The following is a 20,380-nucleotide window of genomic DNA, read 5'->3' as shown; positions in this document are numbered from 1 at the left end:
ATTCACCTTCCTTCATTCTTATCTTGATCTATTCTCTTAACCAAACGATCCAAAATGCTCTTCATTCTGCGGCCGAATGGCTTCAATTTCACGGTTCGCTTGATCTCGTCGAAATGCTCCAGTTCAACTATGAGATAAGGCTCGCAGACATACTTAAAGTAAAGTTTAGGCCATTCTACCGCTAGAACCGTATTGCAATTCATTAGATCGTAGATAGCTAGATCCAGAACCTCTTCTTCACCGGTAATCCTGTACAGATCGACGTGAATGAGAGCGGGATGCACTCTTACCGTTTCGACATCGGCGCTTCCGCCAGTCGAGGATCGGCCGGGATAGAAGTTGACAATGTTGAAAGTCGGACTTCTCACGCTATCCTTATCGATTCCCAACCCGCTGGCCAGCGCCTTTACAAACGTCGTTTTTCCACTGCCCAGATCACCGAATAGAAGGACCGTCTCTCCTCCTTCGAGTGCCTCTCCAAGTTCTTGTGCAAAAGTCTCGAGATTTTTCAGCTCTAGTTCGCCCAGTTCATAGATCTCTTCAACGCCTCTTTCCACCTTTTGTACTCTGCCTCCATTCTATCGCCCGAAGGTTCGAAGACAACTTCGCTTATTCTCTTGTTCTTCAAGCTCTCCCGATCCCAGAGATCTGTGCATATTCCTGCAAGCATTGCAGCACCAAGCGCGGTCGTTTCCTTTATCAGAGATCTGTCAACCGGGATATTCAGGATATTTGCCTGCATCTCCATCAAGAAGTTATTTCGGGTAACTCCTCCGTCAACAAGCAGCTTGTTGAGCGTGATTCCCGTTTCTTTTTCCATCAGCTCAAGAATTTCTCTTGTCCTGAAAGCGATGTATTCGAGAACGGCTCTTACTATATGTGCCTTCCTCGTTCCCCTTGTTAGACCGATCATCATTCCTCTTGCTGAGGAGTTCCAGTAAGGAGCTCCCAGCCCTGTCAAGGCACCGGAGAAAAAGACTCCTCCATTGTCATTGACTTCTCTGGCAAGAGGCTCCGTATCGGAAGGGCTGTCAATAATCCCCAGTCCATCTTTCAACCAGCTTATAAGGGCTCCGGTGGCAAATATCGAACCTTCCACAGCGTAGACTGTCTCTTCCGTTGACTTCCAGCCTATTGTCGTAAGCAAGCCATGATCGGAAATCTTTGGTTTGTTTCCAATGTTCATCAATATAAATGAACCAGTCCCATAAGTACATTTCGCGTCACCGGTCTGAAAGGCCGTCTGACCGAACAGCGATGCCTGTTGATCTCCAGCTATTCCCCCGATATTTGGGCCGTAGATCGAAGGACCGAGAAGCTTACTCGATTCCACCACTTCGGGCAGAAACTCTTTCTCCACTCCAAAGAGATTGAGTAGGTCGCGATCCCATTCAAGCTTCTCGATGTTGAACAACATCGTTCTCGACGCGTTCGAGAAATCACAAACATGGAGATTCTCTCTAGTCAGATTCCAGATTAACCAGGAGTCAATCGTACCAAATCTTAATCGCCCTTTTCTTGCCGCCTCTCGAACTACCGGTACATTCTCCAGCAGCCATTCCATCTTCGTCGCGGAGAAATAGGGATCCGGCTTGAGGCCGGTCTTTCGTCTTATCAATTCTCCATGAGACTCTTCAATCTCTCTGCATCTGTCGGCAGTTCTTCTATCCTGCCACACTATTGCGTTGTAGAGCGGCTGATCAGTCACCGAATCCCAGGCAACGACCGTTTCTCTTTGATTTGTGATGCCGATTGCCGCAATTTCCCTGAATGAGATCCTGGCATCCGAGACTACTTTCTCAATTGAACCCATTGTGCTTAAGATGATGTCTCTAGGATCGTGCTCAACCCACCCGGGTTTGGGATAGATCTGCGCAAACTCCTCCTGAGCAACGGCAACTTGATACAGTTCTTCATCAAAAAGAACGGCTTTGCTGCTGCTCGTTCCCTGATCGATAGCAAGAATATACTTCATCTAACCCCTCCTATCTATGAATACGTCTTCTGAAGACGATAGCATCTTCAGGGCAAAGTTCATGGCAAACGTAACAAGCTATACACTTACCATAATCGATATTTAACCTGCTTATGTCGATTGCTCCAGCCGGACAGGCCCTCTCGCAAACACGACAGCTCACACACTTCTTCCTATCTATTTTCGGAAACTTTGTTACTAATCTCCTCAATAGGGATGCACCGTAAACACCTATTAAATTTGTCTCGGGGAGAGAGAGTTTTTTCGGCTCGACTTCATCTCCGACAACCTTGTAATTTCCTACTAACCCTTTCTCCCTTGCCAAACGGAGAATTGGGACCTTCGAATTTATCACTCCAAAGAGTTCTGCGATGGCATCATCTAGTGCGAAAACATCTTCTGAAATGCCAATTATTCCTGGCCTTATAATCCTCCCGTTCGACGGACCGTTGCCATCCATGCCTTCTACGCCGTCGATTATTGTCAGGGACGGCTTCAAATAGCCAGCCAGATCAAGAAGCATAACCGAGAACTCCTTCATGTTTCTTACTCTGAAATGCCAACCCTGCTTCTTAACACCCGGAACACAGCCAAAAAGATTCTTTACCCCGAATGTGACCTGAGTGAGTGAATGTGTCTTGAGCTTCGGAAGATTCACCAGAAGATCGGTTTCAAGAACCGGCCTGGCAATTTCGAAGCTTCTGTACGTACCATGCTCCAGGACTACAGGAACGGGATCATCGAAATCGACAAGTGGAACGCCCAGGTCTTCGCAGACAGAGGCGATCCCGGATGCATGGGCAGCGACTGCAGTGCTCACGCTTGCCGGAGAATCCCCGATGCTCACATTGGCTCCCCTCTCCATGAAGATCTCTGCAACCGCGCGCACAAAAGCAGGATTCGTGGTTACACAGTTTTCCGGAGATCTTGCCGATAGAAGATTCACTTTCAGAAGAACTTTCTTTCCCTGCAGAGTTTCGTTGAACTCGATCAGGTCCAGCCCTTCGCTAATCTTCTTCCTGCACCTTGCGTATTCTGGGCTGCTTAGGACCGCCACCCTTTTCATTAGATTCTCGTTTTCCATAAATGATCCTCTTCTTTTTCCTTCTATCATCGACTATGCTGGACACCCCTTCGGGCAGCTTCAGCTCGGAAGAAGCAAGAGTCTCCACAATGACCTCTTCAGGAATTGAGGTGATGGCCCAGAGATCTGTGAGATACAGTCTCTCTCCAGATCTTATCGGAGCTTTTTGAACTGCTGATTCAAGAGCCTTTCTATACCGTTCCCTGATTTCCTCTTCGGAATGATTTACCTTGTCATCCATAGTGGATCACCTCATAAAAATTATACTCTATACGTTGCCCTTGGTTTGGAAAAGAGCTCCCATGATCTGTATAATTCTTCACAAGTTTCTTTTTGACCTTATTCTGAAAACACTCACTTCATTATAAAATCTAAGGGGAGGGAAGTCTATTGGAGTTTGTTGTCCTTGATACTGAAACTACCGGGCTAAGCGTAGAGCGAGGTGCAAGGCTCATAGAAGTGGCTGGGGTGCGAGTGAGAGACTGGAAGGTCTACAGAAACGACACTTTTGAATCACTAATAGACCCCGGGTGCATAATCCCGATTACAATAACTGCCCTGACGGGAATCAGCAATCTCACAGTTAAAGGGAAACCTTCGGTGGCAGACGTATTAAAGGATTTCTATTCCTTCGTGGGCGATTCGACCCTTGTTATCCATAACGCTCTCTTTGATCTCTCGTTTATAAATCACTTCGGCATCAAATCCGGGCTTGGCAAACTGGACAATTCGTATATCGACACGGTAGAAATGTCCAAGACCGTTTTCAGATATGGCAGAAACAATCTGGATATTTTGCTTGCTAGACTGGGCATAATTCCCGAATCGCGACACAGGGCGCTTGGAGATGCTCTCGCGACAGCAGACGCTTTTATCGCGATGTTAACTAGAATTGGTAAAAACAACGTAACTCGTTTCATACGGAACTCTCACAAGTAACGATTGCAATCTTTGAATATTTGATCGCCTTTTCCCGGTAATTCTGTGGACCACTGCTGGAAAGTCTTTCACGACAAATCGCAGATTTTTCTTACCGGAAGAACCGGTTTCTTAGCCCAAATTATGCTCTTTTCTTTTTTTGAATTACCCATATATTGTGGTAAAATCATTCTTGGACACAATTTATAGAGTCCTACATCATTAGCCGATTCATGGAGGTATTGAGATGTTGAATGTAAGAAAAAGGAATGGAGCCATAGTCGAATTCGACCTGGAGAAGATAATCAGCGCCATGAAGAAAGCATTTGAGGCAACTGAAACACATTTTAACGAGGATATTCTTGAGAGGGTTGCGCTAAGGGTAGTAGCCGATTTTCAGTCGAAGGCCACCGATAATCTGGTGGACATAGAGGATATCCAGGATTCCGTTGAAAGAACTTTGGAGAGTCTAGGATTCGCTGACGTTGCCAAAGCCTATATTCTATACAGAAGGCATCGAGAAAAGCTAAGAGAACTCGATTCTTCCATGCTCGATTTCTCTAAGACAGTCAACAGTTATCTTGACATGCTCGACTGGAGAGTTCACGAGAACTCCACAGTAACCTACTCTATCGGCGGTCTGATTCTGCACAACAGTGGAACTGTGACCGCCAATTACTGGCTGAGGGAGGTATACGATCCCCAAATTGGGAATGCCCACCGCGAGGGGGACATTCACATCCATGATCTATCGATGCTCTCGGGCTACTGCGCGGGTTGGAGCCTGAGACAGCTCATAGAAGAAGGACTTGGTGGTGTGCGTGGAAAGGTATCCTCCTCACCTGCAAAGCATCTATCAACGCTCGTTAACCAGATGGTCAATTTCCTCGGAATACTTCAGAATGAATGGGCAGGCGCCCAGGCGTTCTCTTCATTCGACACCTATTTGGCCCCATTTGTAAAAGTAGATAACCTCTCTTTGAAGGAAGTGAAACAGAACATTCAGTCTTTCGTTTTCGGAGTAAACACACCTTCTCGATGGGGAACACAGGCCCCCTTCACGAATGTTACTCTTGACTGGGTGGTTCCATCCAAGCTAAAGAGCGAAGCTGCTATTGTCGGCGGCAAAGCTATGGACTTCACATATGGTGATTGTCAGGAAGAGATGAAGATGATCAACCGAGCCTTTCTGGAAATTCTCGACGAGGGTGATGCCAACGGACGCGGTTTCCAGTATCCGATACCCACATATAATATTACAAAGGATTTCGATTGGGACAACGAAGACGCCCAGCTTCTATTTGAGATAACCAGCAAATACGGTACTCCATACTTCCAGAACTTCATAAACTCTGATCTGGACCCGGATGATGTCAGAAGTATGTGCTGCAGGCTTCAGCTCGATAAACGAGAACTGAAGAGAAGAGGGGGAGGGCTCTTCGGCTCGGATGAGTTCACTGGGTCTATCGGCGTCGTTACGATAAACTTGCCGAGAATTGCATACCTCAGTAAGAGCGAAGAAGAGTTCTTTGCACGTCTTTCTAAAATGATGGATTTGTCGAGCAGAAGCCTTGAAATAAAGAGATCGGTAGTTGAGAAACTGAACAGTGAAGGCCTTTATCCATACACAAAGAGATATCTGAAGAACTTCGATAACCATTTTTCTACGATTGGCTTGATAGGAATGAATGAAGCAAGTATGAATGCCCGATGGATCAGAAAGACTATAGCCGAAGAAGAGGGCTATCAGTTTGCATTGAGAGTGCTGGACTTCATGAGAAACAAGATGATCGGCTATCAGGAGACAACCGACCATCTCTACAACCTTGAGGCGACACCGGCCGAATCAACGGCTTACAGGCTCGCCAAGATGGACAAAGAGAAATTTCCTCAAATACTTACTGCGGGAAAGGACAACCCGTATTACACAAACTCATCCCATTTGCCTGTGGACTACACGAAGGATATTTTCAGCGCGCTAGACCTTCAGGAGGAACTACAGAAGAAATATACAGGCGGCACAGTGTTTCACGCCTTCCTTGGAGAGAGGATATCTGACTGGGAAACGACCAGGCAACTTGTGAGGAAGATCGCAGAGAATTATAGAATTCCGTACTTCACGATTTCACCAACCTATTCAGTCTGTCAGAACCACGGATATATAAGAGGTGAACAGTTCACATGTCCCGAATGCGGAAAGCCAACCGAAGTGTATTCAAGGATTACAGGCTACTACAGACCAGTACAGAACTGGAACACTGGAAAACAGGAAGAATTTAAGACGAGAGAGACCTACATAATCAGGGGAGAGAGAATAGATGAATTTCGCAGGAATGGAGAGGGTCAGTCTAGTGGACTATCCGGGCAAAGTAGCCCTGACACTGTTTACCTCAAGCTGTAATTTCGACTGTGCTTATTGCCACAATCCTGAACTGAAGAAATCGGTAGAGGAGAAAGTTGGTGAATCAGAGGTCTTCAAGTACCTTGACAGAAGAGCGGCTCTCATTGATGCGGTTGTTATTACCGGGGGGGAGCCTACACTCAGGGCAGATGATCTGATTCCATTTGTCGAAAGACTGAAGGCCCAATTTCCGACTGTGTTGGTTAAGCTCGATACCAATGGCTGGAATTCAGACATTCTCAGGGAGTTCCTGAATGTCATCGACTATGTCGCAGTTGATCTCAAGTCTCTGAACTATGAGCCTTTTTCTACTGTAAATCTGAAGCAAATCCAGAAGAGTATTGAATTGGCAAAGACTTTCTCCACTCATGAGATAAGGATCACAATGTTTCCACCTTACGTTCCTGAAAAGGATTTCGAAGAGCTCGCGAGAATGTGCAGCGGGGCGTCGTTGGTTTCAGTTCAGCAGTATAGACCGGTATCCGGGTTTTGCGAATCGCCACCTTATCCGGATTCAGTGTTAAGCGAATTCGCCGACTCGCTCTCTGAATATGTGAAAAACGTTTTCGTTAGGAAGTAAGCTGAAGGACATGGGGTGGCAGAAGAACCGGCCTTTTTTCGTGGCCGGTTCTTTCGTTTTGTGCTTGCAAAGAAAAGCAAATGACCTTCTTGTGAAGCTAGCCAAGAAGTTACCTGAGTTCGAAGTAGAATTTGAAACCGTCTCCTCCGAAGAATACTTGAGGCTCCACTCCAACTCCCAGTGGTGTTCTCCACTCGAAACCTATTCCTATCGACAGACCGAGAGTGGCGTTGTCACCCGCGGCCGCCATCAAGTAGAGCTTGGGAATGAAGACGCTCATATCATCGGAAGGAGCAATGCCGAAGCTCTCAGTGAGAGGGACTCCTGCCTGAAGTATCTCCAGCGCATAGAATCTAGGATTAAATGCATTGGGGTTCCAGCCCTTGAGATCGGTGCTTCCTCCCAGGTAGAAGCTCCTGGTGACCGGCGCATCTCCGAAATAAGTCACACCTGCTCTTGTCTCACTCTCGATATAAATTCTTCCAATGATCCTGTACCAGTAATTTACAGACGCCTTCTGCTGGAGATAGCATATTCCTTCCCCAAATCCAAAGGAAAGATTTGTCTGCCCGTAGAGATTACCTCTCTTCTCCTGATAATTGTCTTCATCCCCAAAGGCAAAGGCTCCTGTTAGTATTGATACAGAGTAGTCGTTTGAATCCGTAGCCTCAAATGTTGCACTTTCAAAGGTGTAAGAGAGTCCAGCAACGTAGTCTCCAATGGGATATGTCGCACCCAGATCTACAGAACTAAGAGAAAGAATAGTATCTGCCTGCCACGGAACATCTTTAAACAGAGTCACTTCAATGAAGGGATTGATTCCTGTTCCAAAGACGCTAAGGGTGCTTGCGCCAAATCTCAATCCCCCCCAGAAGAACTCGGGTTGGGGAAGGAAACCGAGGATTTTCTTGTCGGTCAATCTGAGAAACCGAACCCCACCATAGAGATTAACACCGGTACCGAGGAGATTTCTCTCCCCCAAACCCATCGACATGTACTCGCCGAAATAGGGATAGATTGTCGAACTCTCCTGAACCGTAATCACCAGCTTATAGTCGCCATTTGAGTCTCTAAGCTGAAAATATACGTCTGTAAAGAGACCGCATTCTTCCAGATTTCTCTTTGCCCTGTAGACTCTCTCGATATCCAAATCTTCACCGATCTTGAGCCCGGAAATATTGATTACCACTTGTGGAAGTGTCTTATCAACACCTGTTACTTCAATTTCAACGATTTTGTTGGCAAAAACCGTTAGAGAAAAGAAAATGAATATTACCGACAGAAGTATTCGCTTCATATCATCACCTCACTCAAGCAACGCGTTGACTTTCGTAACAGCACTATCGAAAGCCGATTTTGGCTCTGAAACACCTTTTCTTACCTGCTCAACAGCGTCGTAAAGAATATTCCTGATCTCAATAATATTTGTGTGAACCGGTCTGGGTCTGGCAAACTCTATCGAGTCTATTGGAGCCTTCAACTGCGGGAAGCGCTGCCAGATAAGCTGTATCTCAAGAGAACTCATTGCAGACTTCAGAACCGGCATGTATCCCGTTCCCTCATACCAGAACAATGTGTTCTTCTCTGAAACCATCCATTTGATGAAGGTCCAGGCGGCCTGAAGCTTCTCTTCTGAGAGTCCGGCCATTATGGCAAGAGAACCTCCTCCAAGCGTTGTGGTTTTCTGCTTACCTTCAGGAAGAGGGGCTACTCCCAGACTCCAGGGTATGTTCTCGAGAGCGTACCGAATTCCTCCGCTCGTCATGGGGCCCATCGAGATTCTCCCCATTGTGAAGGACTGTATTCCTTCATCGATGGTCAAGTCCACCGGAGACAAACCCTCGACGAACCAACGCCTCCACGTTTCCAGAGCCTCGACTCCCTCAGGAGAGTTGATTACACACTCGGTCATATCTTCATTGAAAATCTCTCCTCCGTTCTGCCAGACAAGAGGTTCAAACTGATAGAACATGGTGTCTACACCCCATAAGAGACCATACTGAGAGGGTCTGGAATCCAGAGATTTTCTTATTGTGAGTCTTCTGGCGTATTCCTCGAGTTCCTCCCAGTTCTGAGGAGGTCTGTCTGGATCAAGTCCCGCTGCTCTGAAATGATCCTTGTTGTAAAAAAGCATAAGCGCACTGATGTTGAAAGGAAGCGCATATGGCTTTTCGTCACGAACTATTGTCTGCCAGAAGCTCTGGACAAAGTCATCGGGGTCAAGCGTAGGATCGCCGGCCAGAAGATCTGTGAGATCCTGGAGAGAATGGTCTTTTGAAAATATCTGGATGTGCTCGATGTTCACCTGCGCTACATCCGGCCCTTTTCCTGCCAGCAAAGCCGCCTTTAGTTTCGTAACGGTCTCATCGTACGAGCCTTGAAAGATTGCCCTTACAGTGATGTCCTTGTGTGCCTTGTTGAAATCAGATACGAGTTTGTCGATAATCGGCTTCTGATAATCAGACATCGAGTGCCAGAATGTGAGCGTGACAGCTCCCATTCCCGTTAGTGCAAAGATCATCAAGATAACTACCATGGTCACTCTTTTCATCTCTTCCTCCTTATCGCTATCCTTTTAGTCCCGTAAGGGTTATTCCCTTCACGAATTGCTTCTGAGCGATGAAATAGGCTATCATGATCGGAAGCGTAGCCACTACAGTTGCGGCCATAAACTCTCCCCACTGTATTCCCCCTTCAGACTTGAACATTGCTAGTCCCAACTGAACAGTTCTCATCTCAGGTTCGCTAATAATCAAGAGGGGCCAGAAGTAGTTGTTCCATGACCACATGAAAGAAAAGACTGCGATTGTTGCTATCGCGGGTTTTGTGAGAGGTAAAAAAACATTTAGCAGAGTTCTTAAAGGACCGCAACCATCGATTATCGCAGCATCCTCTAGATCCCTTGGAATCGTGAGAAAGAACTGCCTCAGAAAAAAGATCGAGATCGCAGTAGCTGCGTGAGGAATAATGAGGCCAAGGTATGAGTTGTCCAGATTGAGTCTCATTACAACGAGATACTGCGGAATCATTACGACTTGCTGAGGGATCATCATAGTTGCCAGAAAGATGTAGAATATCACTTCTCTGCCCCTAAATCTCATTCTCGCAAATGCAAAGGCCGCCAGAGAGGCCGTCACAAGTTGCAAGAAAGTGGTTCCCAGCGCTACGATAGTGCTATTTAGAAGGTATCTTGCGAATGGAACTTTCGTGAAAACACTAACATAATTCTTCAGAGTGAACTCCTTCGGGATAAGAGAAAAGGGATCCATGAGAATCTCTCGCAAATCCTTAAAGGAGGTCATGAAAGACCAGAAAAACGGGAAAATCATCACAACTGCACCGGATATCAACACGAAGTACTTCAGAATCCTTCCAATCCTCTTACTCATAATGAACGGTCCTTTCAATTGTCTTTACTTGGAATGCAGTCAAAAATATCACAAAAAGGAAGAGAACAAAGGCCATTGCGGACGCATAGCCAAACCTGTAATAGGAGAAGGCCTCTCGATAAAGCCGAAACACGACAACGGAGGTTGTGTTAAGCGGTCCGCCGTCTGGAGTCATAACCATAATCGGTCCAAAGACCTGGAAGGAGCTTATGCTGAACATTATGAGAAGGAAGAACGTTGTCGGTGAAAGAAGCGGAACGGTGATCTTTCTCAACATCTGGAACCTGTTAGCTCCACTCAACGCCGCCGCTTCATAGTATGTGGTCGGGATATTCTGAAGACCGGCCAGATAGACAACCATGGCATATCCGATATTCTGCCATATTCCCATTAGAATTATCACGAAAAGCGCTACGCTCGGCCCCTGCAGAATTCTGGGAAGCTGAATGCCTGTCCAGTTGAAAAGAATTTGAATTACGCCCTGAGGATTAGTTAACCAGTTGATGTAATCCCCGCCAAACAAGGAGATGATATGATTCACATAACCGAGTTCCGTACTGAACAGAAAGCTGAAGCCCATACCGGCAGCAATGGGTGATGTAACTACCGGAAGGAAGTAAATCATTCGAAAGAACCCTATCCCCTTCATCGTCGAATCGTTCAGAAGATTGGCAAAGAGAAAACCGATAAGGAGCGAAAAAGGGAGAACGCCGAGAATGTAATAAGCGGTGTATAACATTGAGTCCCAGAATTCGCTCGATGAGAGAATCTGTGAGTAGTTCCCCAAACCAACGAAAGTCATTGTCGGAGACAGGTCCCACTCAAAAAAGCTAATGGCAAATGAGTATATCAAAGGATATAAGAGAAAGAAACCAATTATTGCACCTGCAGGTGCAATAAATATATAAGGAGTAGCTTTCTTCACCTGTAGACCTCCATAATGCTATTGTTCAAATACTGAAATACCAGCCCTTCCTTGAACGCCCACAAATTTCAAAATCCTGAAGACTCAACTAACCTGAGAGTCTAGTCGCACCGACATAAATACCACCCTGTCGTAGATGAAAGCCTAACGTCTTTTACAATGGGAAAATTCTCTTTGAGCTCTTCGAAGGCTTTCGGAACGAAGTTTCTGTAATCGCTTCTTTCGAAGAACTCGACAACATAGACCAAGAGATTTCTATTCGGAAAGAACTCATGAATCAGAACCTCTTTCCTGCATATTCTGCGACTCTCTCTATAAAACTTCTCCCTGCCGTCAATCTTATGACCGTGTACAACATAAGATGCAACGAGAAGATCAAAACTATTGTCTTCAAAGGGAAGCTTCTCAAAAAAGTCGCCTTGAACGACTTTGACCCCGCTTTCCTTAAGATTATGCCTTGCTATTACTACCATGGGAGTCGAAGCATCTACAGCCGTTACTCGGTATCCCAGTTCATCGAATGCTTTGGCAAGAGCACCTGTTCCGCAACCGATATCGAGAACGCTCTTGATGTCGTCGCCAAGTAGAGAACGGTGTTCTTTCAAAAGGCTTCGATAACTTTTAAGCTGCGACTTGAAAGCAACGTTATAAAATGGAGCTATTAGTGAAAACAGCAAGACATGCGCTTTGTTTCCCATCTATCCTCCTCACTTAGATAATATCAGAAATTCTACAGAATTCGGCAAAGCTAGATCTGTTGTTGACATTGCTAGCTGCAACCAGTATAATATATATGATTAGTGCATATATAGGAGGTGACAATATGCCATTTGGATCTGGTCCTATGAGGTTTAGAGACGGTTCCTGCAGATACTACGGGTACGGCCCTGGATATGGAGCAGGATACGGAAGAGGAATGGGATACGGTAGGGGATTTGGGCCCGGAAGAGGTTTCGGTTATTATGGACCATACGCCTACGATCAGGAGATTTCAGCTGAGATGGAGAGTCAGGAACTGAAGGAGTATCAAGCGATGCTTAAGAGAGAGCTTGAGATGATCGGCGAAGAGCTCAAGGAAATAGAGAAGAGATTGGAAACGCTTGAAAACACAAACAGTACTGAAGAGGAGGAGTGAGAATATGCCGTGGAGAGATGGAACTGGACCCGAAGGTTATGGGCCGATGACCGGCTGGGGCATGGGAAACTGTGCTCCCGTTGATCAAGTGTCGAGGCCGACACCCGCAAGGAACTACTACCGACCATATCCGAGGAGAAGACTTTTTCTCGGAAGAAGGATGGGTTTTGGGGGAGGTTTTGGAGCCGGAAGAGGCATGGGCTATCGCTTCAGGAGATGGTGGTAGGCCTTGGTTATTGCCGTACTAAGTGGCAAGGGAGGCACAGGAAAGACAACCCTTGCCACAAACCTCGCATACGCAATATCTGAAGAGTTTGATGTTCAACTTCTGGACGCAGACGCAGAAGAACCCGATGTACATCTGTTTTTTAACCCAAAGATTGAGCATGAAGAGGAAATTGAGCTGATGCTTCCCGTAATAGACAAGGAAAAGTGCACTCGTTGCCGCAAATGCGCTGAAGCCTGCCAGTTTGGAGCACTTTCTGTTTTTGACACGGGTGTCATGGTCTTTGAATCTTTGTGTCATGGCTGCGGTTTGTGCACTTTTGTCTGTCCCGAGAAGGCAATCAGCGAGAGGCCAAAAACCATTGGAAAAGTCATGACGGGTAAGATCAACAACAAAATCGATTTTGGAATGGGAATACTGGAAATTGGGGAACCATCCCCTGTAAGGGTTATCAGAAAGCTTAAAGAGAATATCGATCGAAATAAGCTCGTCATCATTGATTCTCCCCCGGGAACGTCCTGTTCCGTGGTAGAGACACTAAGAAAAGTAGATTTCGCGATACTGGTAACCGAACCCACTCCATTTGGTCTTCATGATTTGAAACTTGCAGTTCAAATTGTAAGAGAGATGGAAATTCCTTTCGGTGTCGTAATCAACAGAGATACGAATTCTTACACAATGATAGATGAGTATGCTGGTGAAGAAAACCTCGTTCTCCTCGAAAGAATACCCTTTGACCGCAGCATAGCGGAAGCCTATTCAGAAGGCAAGCTATTTACTGAGACTTCGCCACCATGGAAGATACGGTTCAAAAAACTGGCGGAAAAGATCATCTCTTCATCGGGGGTGTCATGATGTTCCAACTTGCCATAGTAAGTGGAAAGGGCGGAACTGGTAAGACAACACTTGCAGGATCGCTTTCCTCTCTTTTTGACTCAATAGTGATGGCCGATTGTGACGTAGACGCACCAAACCTTCACCTCATTCTTGAGAATAAGCAGATCGAGAAATTTGAATACTATGGTGGCAAAAAGGCCGAAATTTCTGATCAATGCATATCATGCGGACTCTGCGAGAAATTCTGCAGGTTCGATGCGATTATCAGGGGAGGTCCTTACTCAATCGATCCCTACGCATGTGAGGGATGCGGCATGTGTGTGGCTGTCTGCCCGGCAGATGCGATTTCACTCAAAGACAATAAGTCGGGCGAGTACTTCTTGTCTCAATCGAATGAAATCCCTCTTGTCCACGCTTTATTGACTCCAGGGGAAGAGACTTCTGGAGGGTTGGTGGCCGAGGTCAGAAAGCTGGCAATTAATGTCGCAGAGAGAGAAAAAAGAGAAGTAATTGTGATCGATGGTGCCCCGGGAATAGGGTGCCCCGCAACTTCATCGATTACCGGGGCAACTTACGTTCTTGCAGTTGCCGAACCGACTGTTTCTGGAAACCACGATCTTGCAAGGATAGTGGAGACAATAAAACATTTCAAGAGAGACTTTGGAATAGTTATAAACAAATGGGATTTGAATACATCCAAGAGCGCTTTCATAGAGTCCTGGTGTGGAGCCAACGGAATAGAACTGCTTGGCAAGATTCCCTTTGACGAGCAGGTAGAGAAAGCGACGATTATGGGAAAACCGGTTGTTGCAATTGAAGACTCTACGGCAGCGCAAGCAATAAAGCGAATTGCCTTGAGGTTGAAACGGAAAATTTCCGGAGGTGTAGAAGAATAATGAAAATAGCTATCCCAGTGAAAGAAAAGAGTATCAACAGCATCCCAGACGATAGATTTGCCAGAGCTAAGTTCTTTCTGCTGTATGACCCGGAAACGGGAAGCGAAGAATATGTAGAACCAGACAACAGTGTGGCGCACGGTGCCGGACCTATGGCCGTAAATATGCTCACAAAGCAAGGGATAGACACAATAATAGCTTTCCATCTTGGAGGCAACGCCATTCAAGCTATAGAAGCAGCAGGTATAGCTTTCTATGAAGCTTTTGTTGGCACGGCAAAGGAGAACATTGAAGCTGTTATTAGCAGAAGGAAAAAATAGATCCGACGGGCCTATCCCCTGATATCCCGATCCCTGTGTCAATAATTGAAGCTTTTTGTCTGCCTAAATTGTGTCTAGGCAAATAGATTCATTTCAAATGGAGCGCAAGAGAATTCCGAGCATCTGATTTCTTTGCCGGTGTTCAGCGGTGTAAAATACACTGAGAGGTGATACCGGTGAGAAAAGAGGAACTTGCAATGCAATTTGACTTGCTCTCGAGACTTCTCAAGGTCATAAGAGACAACCCGTTCAAGATAAGGACTTACGAATTCGCCGCAAGAATAATCAGATCTAATTTGCCGGAAGGCCGTCTCTCAGATGGTGACATAACAAAGCTCTTGGAAATAAGAGGCATTGGAAAGGCCGTAGTGGACAAATCTCTCGAGTACCTACAGAAGGGTGAGATCAGCAAGGTATGTGAGATAAGTGATGAAATGCCCTCGCCAATATACCTTCTCACCTCACATAACCTTGTAGACACTGAAGTAATTTCTTTCATGTGGAAAGATATGGCGATCGTTGAGCCACAGGAAATAATCTCCTTTCTTACTAGTAGAAAGGAGAGTCTGAAGCTTTCATCCGACAGACTCTCCGAAATTGAGGCCTTACTTAAAGGTCTAAAGGCCTCTGAGAACTAAATGAAGTAGATTTCGGAATACTTATCGATGACATACTTCAAGAAATAAGAAGAATCTAGCTCCTTTCCCGTCGCTACTTTGAGAAGCCTCTCCGGTTCATGCTTTCTGCCTACAGCATGAATATTCTTTCGCAACCAGTCTACAAGAGCCAGAACGTCTCCCTTCTCAATCCTCTTTTCGAGATTTGGGATATCCTGTCTTGCTTTCGCGTACATTTGAGCGGCGTAAAGGTTTCCAAGCATATACGAGGGGAAGTATCCAATCATTCCCGATGGCCAATGAATGTCCTGCAGCACACCGTCCCGGTTGCTCTCAGGTTCAATTCCCAGGTATTCTCTCATCTTTGCATTCCAGGCAGCCGGAAGCTCAGACACTTTCAAATCGCCTTTCATCAACGCTTCTTCAAGCTCAAACCTTACCATGATATGAAAGTTGTATGTCACTTCGTCGGCTTCTATTCTAATCAACGAAGGTTTGACATTGTTTACAGCTCTATAGAAGTCACCAAGCGAAACACTCCTGAAGTTTGACGGGAAAGCCTTCTGAATCTGAGGATAGAAAAACGATAGAAACTCCTTGCTTCTTCCCACTATGTTTTCCATCATTCTTGACTGCGATTCGTGGATTCCTAATGAACATGCACCATATATAGGTGTATCTTTCAGAGAAATCGGCAGCCCCTGCTCATAAATTGCGTGACCCCCCTCATGGATAGATCCAAACAATGAAGGTGTGAACTCTTTGATCTCGTACTTGGTAGTCACTCTAACGTCATTCACTCCAATGCCAATCGTGAATGGATGGACAGTCTCATCCAGCCTACCTGCATCGAAGTCATAGCCAATGAATTTCAGAGCCCTTCTGCTGAGCTTCTCCTGTGCCCTCTTGCTGAACATCCCTTGAAGGATTGACGTGTCAGGATGTGTGCCTTTATCCAATATCTTTTTTACGAAGGGTATTAGTTCTGATTTCAGTGGTTCGATGACCTTCCGTAGCTTTCTTGCCGTCATCCCTTCTTCGTAGCCTTCGAGTAGCGCATCATAGGGGTTTTCTTCATAACCATACAGTTCTGCCATTTCTCTCGAAAGAGCGACAATCTCTTCCAGATATGGCTCCAAGCTGCTAAAGCTGTTTTCTTTTCGCGCTCTCTCCCATACCCTTTCACTCTTAGACGTTAGGACGGAAAACCTATGATGAAGCTCAGGTGGAATTGACCTGGCCCTTTTGTATGCTTTCGTAGCAACCCTGACCATTGCTTTTTCATCATCTGTTAATCCTTCTTGGGTTGCTCTTTCGTTCAATTGCCTTAACAATGCTCCAAATTCATCTGAGACCGCCTTCTTGAATGCAAGAGTTGATACATAACCTAGAGCCTCCGCCCTATTCTCGGCCCCTTTAGGGGGAATGTAAGTCCTCAAATCCCAGACCATCAGGGCCGCTGCATTCTGAAGATAGGAGATCTCGGAGTATTCTGATTTAAGCTGATCTATTAATTCCAAAACTGCACCTCCAATTCGATGAATTATATCATGGTCCAACTCGGCTAGTTTAAGAGCCTCTTAAGTATCCTCAACCATTACGAATCACGAAAGCTGCTTCGCCTTTCTTCCGCCGTATGAGATAGCAAGGATAGCAAGAGAAGCGAAGTAAGGTAAAGACAATAGTAACTTAGGAGATATTTCTGTGGAAACTTGCAGGAAGATGGAGAGTTCTGTAACAAAGCCCAACATGACAGCCGAAACAACTACAAGAAGCGGGTTCTTTCTCCCCATTATTACGGCAACAAGAGCCAGCCATCCGCGCCCCCCAGACATATTGGATACAAAGGCTCCTAACGGTATGGAAAGTGCTGAACCGGCCAAACCCGTGAACACTCCACTGCCAATGTACGCTATGAATCTCATTTGATCTACTCTAACACCGCTGTAAAAGGCGCTTTCATCGTCATACCCACAGGCCCGCAATTTCACCCCAACCACCGTCTTCTTGAAAAGATAGAAGAGAGCAAATGGAGTGGCAAAGGCGATTAGATCAAAAAAACCGAGTCCATTCAACCAACCAAATACAGTACCGCCTAAGACATCAATAGAAAGAGCGGCAGGCCTGGGGGAACCTCCGAAGACAATTGTGCCTTTACTACTGAACCAAACGTCCGTCAACACTACAGTCAATCCGACGGATAGAAGGTTGACCGCAATTCCGACAACAAAGAGATTCGCCTTCAGAAATCTCACTGCAAAGTAGATAAGCGATGAAAGAATGATCGACACAATAATAGAAGCAAGAGTTCCGAGAAGGATGCTACCCGTGGTCGATGATATTACTACTGCAAAAAACGCTCCTGAGAGAATTGTACCCTCAAGTCCAATATTGAGCCATCCCGAAACCTCTGTCAGCAATCCTCCGCTTGCTGCAAGAACGATAGGCGTCGAATTCCTTATTGTGTCACGTACTATGGCTTCAAACATATCTTCTTCTCCTGAAGCTTACGGGAGCAAGTGCCTCTGCAGTGACTAGAAAGAAGACTACTGCCTGGACTATCTTAGCCAGTTCAGGCGTGACACTCGCTTCAATAGATGATATCTGTGCTCCGCTTTCCAGGTATGCAAAGAACAGAGCTGCAGGAATAACAAACAACGGGTGATTTCTTGCGATAAGGGCAACCGCTATTCCATTCCATCCGTATCCGGCCGAGAAACCCCTCATAACTCTACCGTGTGCGCCTATTACATCGATTATCCCTGCGGTGGAAGCAAGTCCCCCACTCAGAAAGAGAGACCAAAAAATGACTTTGCTGGTATTCACACCTGAATAATGAGCAAACATCCTGTTCTTGCCCGAAATTCTTAATTTGAAGCCTTCTCTAGTCCTGAACATGAGAAACCAAAGAAGAAAAGCGACTATCAGCGAGAAAAAGATCCCAGTATGCAGACTTGAAGGTTGCATGAGTCTTGAAAACCTGAGATTCGCGGGCAAACTTAAGGATGCCGCAAGTCCCGACTGTCTGTCGTTGAAAGGTCCCTCAACGAAATAGTCTACGACAAGAATTAGCCCATTGCTGAGCAATAGAGAAGTGATTAGCTCACTGACACCCATACGGATTTTGAGGACGGCTGACAAACTTGCCGCCCCAGCCCCAAACAAGAAACTCACCAGGATCATTGCCGTAATCCCTATAGTACCAGACAAATTACCCGATAGAAGTATACCTGTCGCAGTCCCGACAAATGCCCCGAGATATACCTGCCCTTCAATGCCAAGATTGAAGGAAGACGAACTGAAGGCTATTGAGGCTGCAAGCCCGGTTAGGATAAGTGGAATTGCATTTGAAATAAGATTGCCAAAGTAAAACCTGTCTGAAAAGACGGAAAGGAAGAATGATCGGGCCGAATTGATGGGCTCTTCACTCATGAAAACTACGAGTAATAGCCCGGCAATCAGTGCAATACCTATAACAAGGAGTGATCTTCTCAAATCTTGAAAACTTGTCATCTTTGATCTTCCCTCAACGTTCCAGCAAAATGCTTTCCTATTGCCCTCTTGCTGAGTGCTGGTCCGTTCGCTCCGGAAAAGACTATCCTTCCCTCTGACATCACAGCAACTCTATCCGCCACAATTAGAGCTTCGTCGAGATCAGAAGTGAATATCACAATGGCCATCTTCTCTTTAATACTCTCTAGAGTGCTGCGCAGCTTCTCCAGATGTTTGACATCGAGCCCTCTAAAAGGCTCTCCCAGGAGAAGAAGCTTTGGCTCCGAGCTGATCTCTCTAGCTAGCAGCAACTTTTGCAGATTTCCACCAGACAAAGTGAAAACCGGATCGCCGATACTGCCAAACACAACACCATACTTAGAAAGCAGTTCCCTTGCATAATTATCCATTTCTCTGCCCGAAACAACCCAGCCTCCACTGAGGACTCTCTGAATAACTAGATTGTCCCTTATCGATGAACCTCTACAACTCGCCAACTTATCTCTGTCTGAAGGCAGCGAAGCCACTCCGAGTCTTCTGAGTCTATGCGGCGGTAGATTTGTAACGTCAATTCCGCCGAGCAGGATTCTTCCAGAAATCACCTTTCTAACTCCGAATAGTCCTTCTTGAAGCTCCTCCTGGCCATTGCCGGCCACTCCCGTTATAGCGATAAGCTCACCCTTTCTAGCCTCGAAAGACACATCCCTGACTGCATCTGACCCTTCTACAGAAGACTCTACACAGATCTTCTCAACTTTTAGAACGACCTCTTCCGACAACGAACTCCGGACAGAAGACCCGGGAGATTCTTCTCCGGCCATCAAATCGTACAGTCCTTCGACCGAGATCTCATCTTTCCTGAAACTGCCTACTATAACCCCGGATCGAATCAGGTAAATCCTGTCGGACACAGAATAAGCTTCCCGCAGCTTATGAGTAATGAACACAACGCTCTTACCTTCACCCTTAAGTTTGTTGAAGGTTTCGAACAACTCTGCCTTCTCTTTTTCGGAAATCAGAGCGGTCGGTTCGTCGAATATTAAGATATCTGGCGAGTTCTGAAGCAGCCTCAGGATTTCCACTCTCTGTCTCTCTGCCAAGGAAAGAGTTCCAACCTCTCTATCCAGGGGCAGCTGTAACTGATATCGTCCTATCAACGTCTCAATGTATTCTCTGTAGCTTTTCGCCGTTCTTTTCAACCTATTCGCTTTACGTGCGATCAGAAGATTTTCAAGAACAGTAAGCCTGTCGATTACTCTCAGATTTTGCGGAACCATCCCGATGCCCATTTTTAAAGCCTGTGAAGGGTTCGACGGAGAGTAAGGCTCTCCTTTGAGAAGCATTGAGCCACTGTCTGGTTTTTCTATTCCAACAATTGCCTTCATGAGTGTTGACTTTCCCGCAGCATTCTCTCCCAGAAGCGAGATTAACTCGCCCGGGAAAAAGGAAAGCGTCACTCCATTTAAAGCTTTTGTTCCGCTCATCTCATAAGTTTTCTTAAGATCCGATACTTCCAAAATCGGCTTAGACAACTCAGCCCCCAAGTAGTGATTTTCCCTCTACAATGTTACCATCACAAAAGAAA

22 protein-coding genes are annotated in these 20,380 nt (G+C 45.9%); 9 read left to right on the top strand and 13 right to left on the bottom strand.

From position 1 onward, the window contains the following. Nucleotides 1-2: 2 nt before the first annotated feature. Genes tsaE through Q502_RS03500 form a run of 4 tightly spaced genes read right to left on the bottom strand, consistent with a single transcriptional unit; the run spans nucleotide 3 to nucleotide 3,300 of the window. Nucleotides 3-557, bottom strand: a complete 555-nt coding sequence (gene tsaE, locus Q502_RS03515) for a tRNA (adenosine(37)-N6)-threonylcarbamoyltransferase complex ATPase subunit type 1 TsaE (protein ID WP_099828986.1) — start codon at nucleotides 555-557, stop codon at nucleotides 3-5. Next, nucleotides 515-1,975, bottom strand: coding sequence for a glycerol kinase GlpK (gene glpK, locus Q502_RS03510; protein WP_099828985.1), 1,461 nt, complete (start codon nucleotides 1,973-1,975; stop codon nucleotides 515-517). Before glpK ends, tsaE begins: the two co-directional genes overlap by 43 nt. Nucleotides 1,976-1,985: 10 nt before the next feature. Further along, a complete protein-coding gene (locus Q502_RS03505) occupies nucleotides 1,986-3,059 on the bottom strand; it encodes a DUF362 domain-containing protein (protein WP_099828984.1) in 1,074 nt (357 codons plus the stop codon). Then, a complete protein-coding gene (locus Q502_RS03500; protein WP_099828983.1) occupies nucleotides 2,983-3,300 on the bottom strand; it encodes a hypothetical protein in 318 nt (105 codons plus the stop codon). The genes Q502_RS03505 and Q502_RS03500 overlap by 77 nt, the downstream gene beginning before the upstream one ends. Nucleotides 3,301-3,449: 149 nt before the next feature. Here Q502_RS03500 and Q502_RS03495 point away from each other — a divergent pair, with 149 nt between their 5' ends. The 3 genes from Q502_RS03495 to Q502_RS03485 all read left to right on the top strand — a co-directional run bounded on the left by Q502_RS03495 (nucleotide 3,450) and on the right by Q502_RS03485 (nucleotide 6,958). Next, nucleotides 3,450-3,998 (top strand): PolC-type DNA polymerase III, encoded by a 549-nt coding sequence (locus Q502_RS03495; protein WP_099828982.1) that lies wholly within the window; start codon nucleotides 3,450-3,452, stop codon nucleotides 3,996-3,998. 226 nt (nucleotides 3,999-4,224) lie between these two features. Further along, nucleotides 4,225-6,378 (top strand): ribonucleoside triphosphate reductase, encoded by a 2,154-nt coding sequence (locus Q502_RS03490; RefSeq protein WP_099828981.1) that lies wholly within the window; start codon nucleotides 4,225-4,227, stop codon nucleotides 6,376-6,378. Next, nucleotides 6,296-6,958 (top strand): anaerobic ribonucleoside-triphosphate reductase activating protein, encoded by a 663-nt coding sequence (locus Q502_RS03485; RefSeq protein ID WP_099828980.1) that lies wholly within the window; start codon nucleotides 6,296-6,298, stop codon nucleotides 6,956-6,958. The genes Q502_RS03490 and Q502_RS03485 overlap by 83 nt, the downstream gene beginning before the upstream one ends. Nucleotides 6,959-7,067: 109 nt before the next feature. Here Q502_RS03485 and Q502_RS03480 read toward each other — a convergent pair whose 3' ends face one another. From Q502_RS03480 to Q502_RS03460, 5 genes are all read right to left on the bottom strand, one after another. Then, nucleotides 7,068-8,255, bottom strand: coding sequence for a BamA/TamA family outer membrane protein (locus tag Q502_RS03480; protein WP_099828979.1), 1,188 nt, complete (start codon nucleotides 8,253-8,255; stop codon nucleotides 7,068-7,070). A gap of 9 nt (nucleotides 8,256-8,264) precedes the next feature. Beyond that, nucleotides 8,265-9,509, bottom strand: coding sequence for an ABC transporter substrate-binding protein (locus Q502_RS03475; protein WP_099828978.1), 1,245 nt, complete (start codon nucleotides 9,507-9,509; stop codon nucleotides 8,265-8,267). Nucleotides 9,510-9,525: 16 nt separating this feature from the next. Continuing rightward, complete coding sequence (locus tag Q502_RS03470) at nucleotides 9,526-10,347, bottom strand: carbohydrate ABC transporter permease (RefSeq protein ID WP_099828977.1); 822 nt, start codon at nucleotides 10,345-10,347, stop codon at nucleotides 9,526-9,528. Next, the gene (locus Q502_RS03465) at nucleotides 10,340-11,272 is read right to left on the bottom strand and encodes a carbohydrate ABC transporter permease (protein ID WP_099828976.1); all 933 of its coding nucleotides are present in this window, start codon (nucleotides 11,270-11,272) and stop codon (nucleotides 10,340-10,342) included. The genes Q502_RS03470 and Q502_RS03465 overlap by 8 nt, the downstream gene beginning before the upstream one ends. Nucleotides 11,273-11,373: 101 nt before the next feature. Next, nucleotides 11,374-11,970: a class I SAM-dependent methyltransferase gene (locus Q502_RS03460; protein WP_099828975.1), complete on the bottom strand. Its 597-nt coding sequence runs from the start codon at nucleotides 11,968-11,970 to the stop codon at nucleotides 11,374-11,376. 125 nt (nucleotides 11,971-12,095) lie between these two features. Between Q502_RS03460 and Q502_RS03455 the strand changes: the two genes are divergently transcribed. The 6 genes from Q502_RS03455 (at nucleotide 12,096) to Q502_RS03430 (ending at nucleotide 15,324) form a co-directional block, all read left to right on the top strand. Continuing rightward, nucleotides 12,096-12,407, top strand: coding sequence for a DUF5320 family protein (locus Q502_RS03455; protein ID WP_099828974.1), 312 nt, complete (start codon nucleotides 12,096-12,098; stop codon nucleotides 12,405-12,407). Between the two features lie 4 nt (nucleotides 12,408-12,411). After that, complete coding sequence (locus Q502_RS03450; protein WP_099828973.1) at nucleotides 12,412-12,633, top strand: DUF5320 domain-containing protein; 222 nt, start codon at nucleotides 12,412-12,414, stop codon at nucleotides 12,631-12,633. A gap of 3 nt (nucleotides 12,634-12,636) precedes the next feature. Further along, nucleotides 12,637-13,488, top strand: coding sequence for an ATP-binding protein (locus Q502_RS03445; protein WP_099828972.1), 852 nt, complete (start codon nucleotides 12,637-12,639; stop codon nucleotides 13,486-13,488). Next, nucleotides 13,488-14,366, top strand: a complete 879-nt coding sequence (locus Q502_RS03440) for an ATP-binding protein (RefSeq protein ID WP_099828971.1) — start codon at nucleotides 13,488-13,490, stop codon at nucleotides 14,364-14,366. Before Q502_RS03445 ends, Q502_RS03440 begins: the two co-directional genes overlap by 1 nt. Continuing rightward, nucleotides 14,366-14,686, top strand: coding sequence for a NifB/NifX family molybdenum-iron cluster-binding protein (locus tag Q502_RS03435; protein WP_099828970.1), 321 nt, complete (start codon nucleotides 14,366-14,368; stop codon nucleotides 14,684-14,686). The genes Q502_RS03440 and Q502_RS03435 overlap by 1 nt, the downstream gene beginning before the upstream one ends. A gap of 176 nt (nucleotides 14,687-14,862) precedes the next feature. Then, nucleotides 14,863-15,324, top strand: coding sequence for a helix-hairpin-helix domain-containing protein (locus tag Q502_RS03430; RefSeq protein ID WP_099828969.1), 462 nt, complete (start codon nucleotides 14,863-14,865; stop codon nucleotides 15,322-15,324). Here the strand turns inward: Q502_RS03430 and Q502_RS03425 are convergent. From Q502_RS03425 to Q502_RS03410, 4 genes are all read right to left on the bottom strand, one after another. Continuing rightward, nucleotides 15,321-16,823 carry a carboxypeptidase M32 gene (locus Q502_RS03425; protein ID WP_099828968.1) on the bottom strand — a complete coding sequence of 501 codons (1,503 nt, stop codon included), beginning with the start codon at nucleotides 16,821-16,823 and terminating at the stop codon, nucleotides 15,321-15,323. The genes Q502_RS03430 and Q502_RS03425 overlap by 4 nt on opposite strands. 84 nt (nucleotides 16,824-16,907) lie before the next feature. Further along, complete coding sequence (locus tag Q502_RS03420) at nucleotides 16,908-17,792, bottom strand: ABC transporter permease (RefSeq protein WP_099828967.1); 885 nt, start codon at nucleotides 17,790-17,792, stop codon at nucleotides 16,908-16,910. Beyond that, entirely contained in the window at nucleotides 17,785-18,816 is a 1,032-nt protein-coding gene (locus tag Q502_RS03415; protein WP_099828966.1) for an ABC transporter permease, read from the bottom strand. Before Q502_RS03415 ends, Q502_RS03420 begins: the two co-directional genes overlap by 8 nt. Further along, complete coding sequence (locus tag Q502_RS03410) at nucleotides 18,813-20,327, bottom strand: ABC transporter ATP-binding protein (protein ID WP_112109444.1); 1,515 nt, start codon at nucleotides 20,325-20,327, stop codon at nucleotides 18,813-18,815. Before Q502_RS03410 ends, Q502_RS03415 begins: the two co-directional genes overlap by 4 nt. Between the last annotated feature and the right edge of the window lie 53 nt (nucleotides 20,328-20,380).

It is taken from the genome of Mesotoga sp. Brook.08.YT.4.2.5.2. (genome assembly GCF_003351125.1).
Taxonomy (GTDB): Bacteria; Thermotogota; Thermotogae; order Petrotogales; family Kosmotogaceae; genus Mesotoga.
This window is presented reverse-complemented; position numbering and strand designations above follow the sequence as displayed.

Coding starts and splice junctions, on each gene's coding strand:
- glpK (WP_099828985.1), bottom strand. CDS start 1,975: ATGAAGTATATTCTTGCTATCGATCAGGGAACGAGCAGCAGCAAAGCC.
- Q502_RS03505 (WP_099828984.1), bottom strand. CDS start 3,059: ATGGAAAACGAGAATCTAATGAAAAGGGTGGCGGTCCTAAGCAGCCCA.
- Q502_RS03500 (WP_099828983.1), bottom strand. CDS start 3,300: ATGGATGACAAGGTAAATCATTCCGAAGAGGAAATCAGGGAACGGTAT.
- Q502_RS03490 (WP_099828981.1), top strand. CDS start 4,225: ATGTTGAATGTAAGAAAAAGGAATGGAGCCATAGTCGAATTCGACCTG.
- Q502_RS03485 (WP_099828980.1), top strand. CDS start 6,296: ATGAATTTCGCAGGAATGGAGAGGGTCAGTCTAGTGGACTATCCGGGC.
- Q502_RS03480 (WP_099828979.1), bottom strand. CDS start 8,255: ATGAAGCGAATACTTCTGTCGGTAATATTCATTTTCTTTTCTCTAACG.
- Q502_RS03475 (WP_099828978.1), bottom strand. CDS start 9,509: ATGAAAAGAGTGACCATGGTAGTTATCTTGATGATCTTTGCACTAACG.
- Q502_RS03470 (WP_099828977.1), bottom strand. CDS start 10,347: ATGAGTAAGAGGATTGGAAGGATTCTGAAGTACTTCGTGTTGATATCC.
- Q502_RS03460 (WP_099828975.1), bottom strand. CDS start 11,970: ATGGGAAACAAAGCGCATGTCTTGCTGTTTTCACTAATAGCTCCATTT.
- Q502_RS03455 (WP_099828974.1), top strand. CDS start 12,096: ATGCCATTTGGATCTGGTCCTATGAGGTTTAGAGACGGTTCCTGCAGA.
- Q502_RS03450 (WP_099828973.1), top strand. CDS start 12,412: ATGCCGTGGAGAGATGGAACTGGACCCGAAGGTTATGGGCCGATGACC.
- Q502_RS03440 (WP_099828971.1), top strand. CDS start 13,488: ATGTTCCAACTTGCCATAGTAAGTGGAAAGGGCGGAACTGGTAAGACA.
- Q502_RS03435 (WP_099828970.1), top strand. CDS start 14,366: ATGAAAATAGCTATCCCAGTGAAAGAAAAGAGTATCAACAGCATCCCA.
- Q502_RS03420 (WP_099828967.1), bottom strand. CDS start 17,792: ATGTTTGAAGCCATAGTACGTGACACAATAAGGAATTCGACGCCTATC.
- Q502_RS03415 (WP_099828966.1), bottom strand. CDS start 18,816: ATGACAAGTTTTCAAGATTTGAGAAGATCACTCCTTGTTATAGGTATT.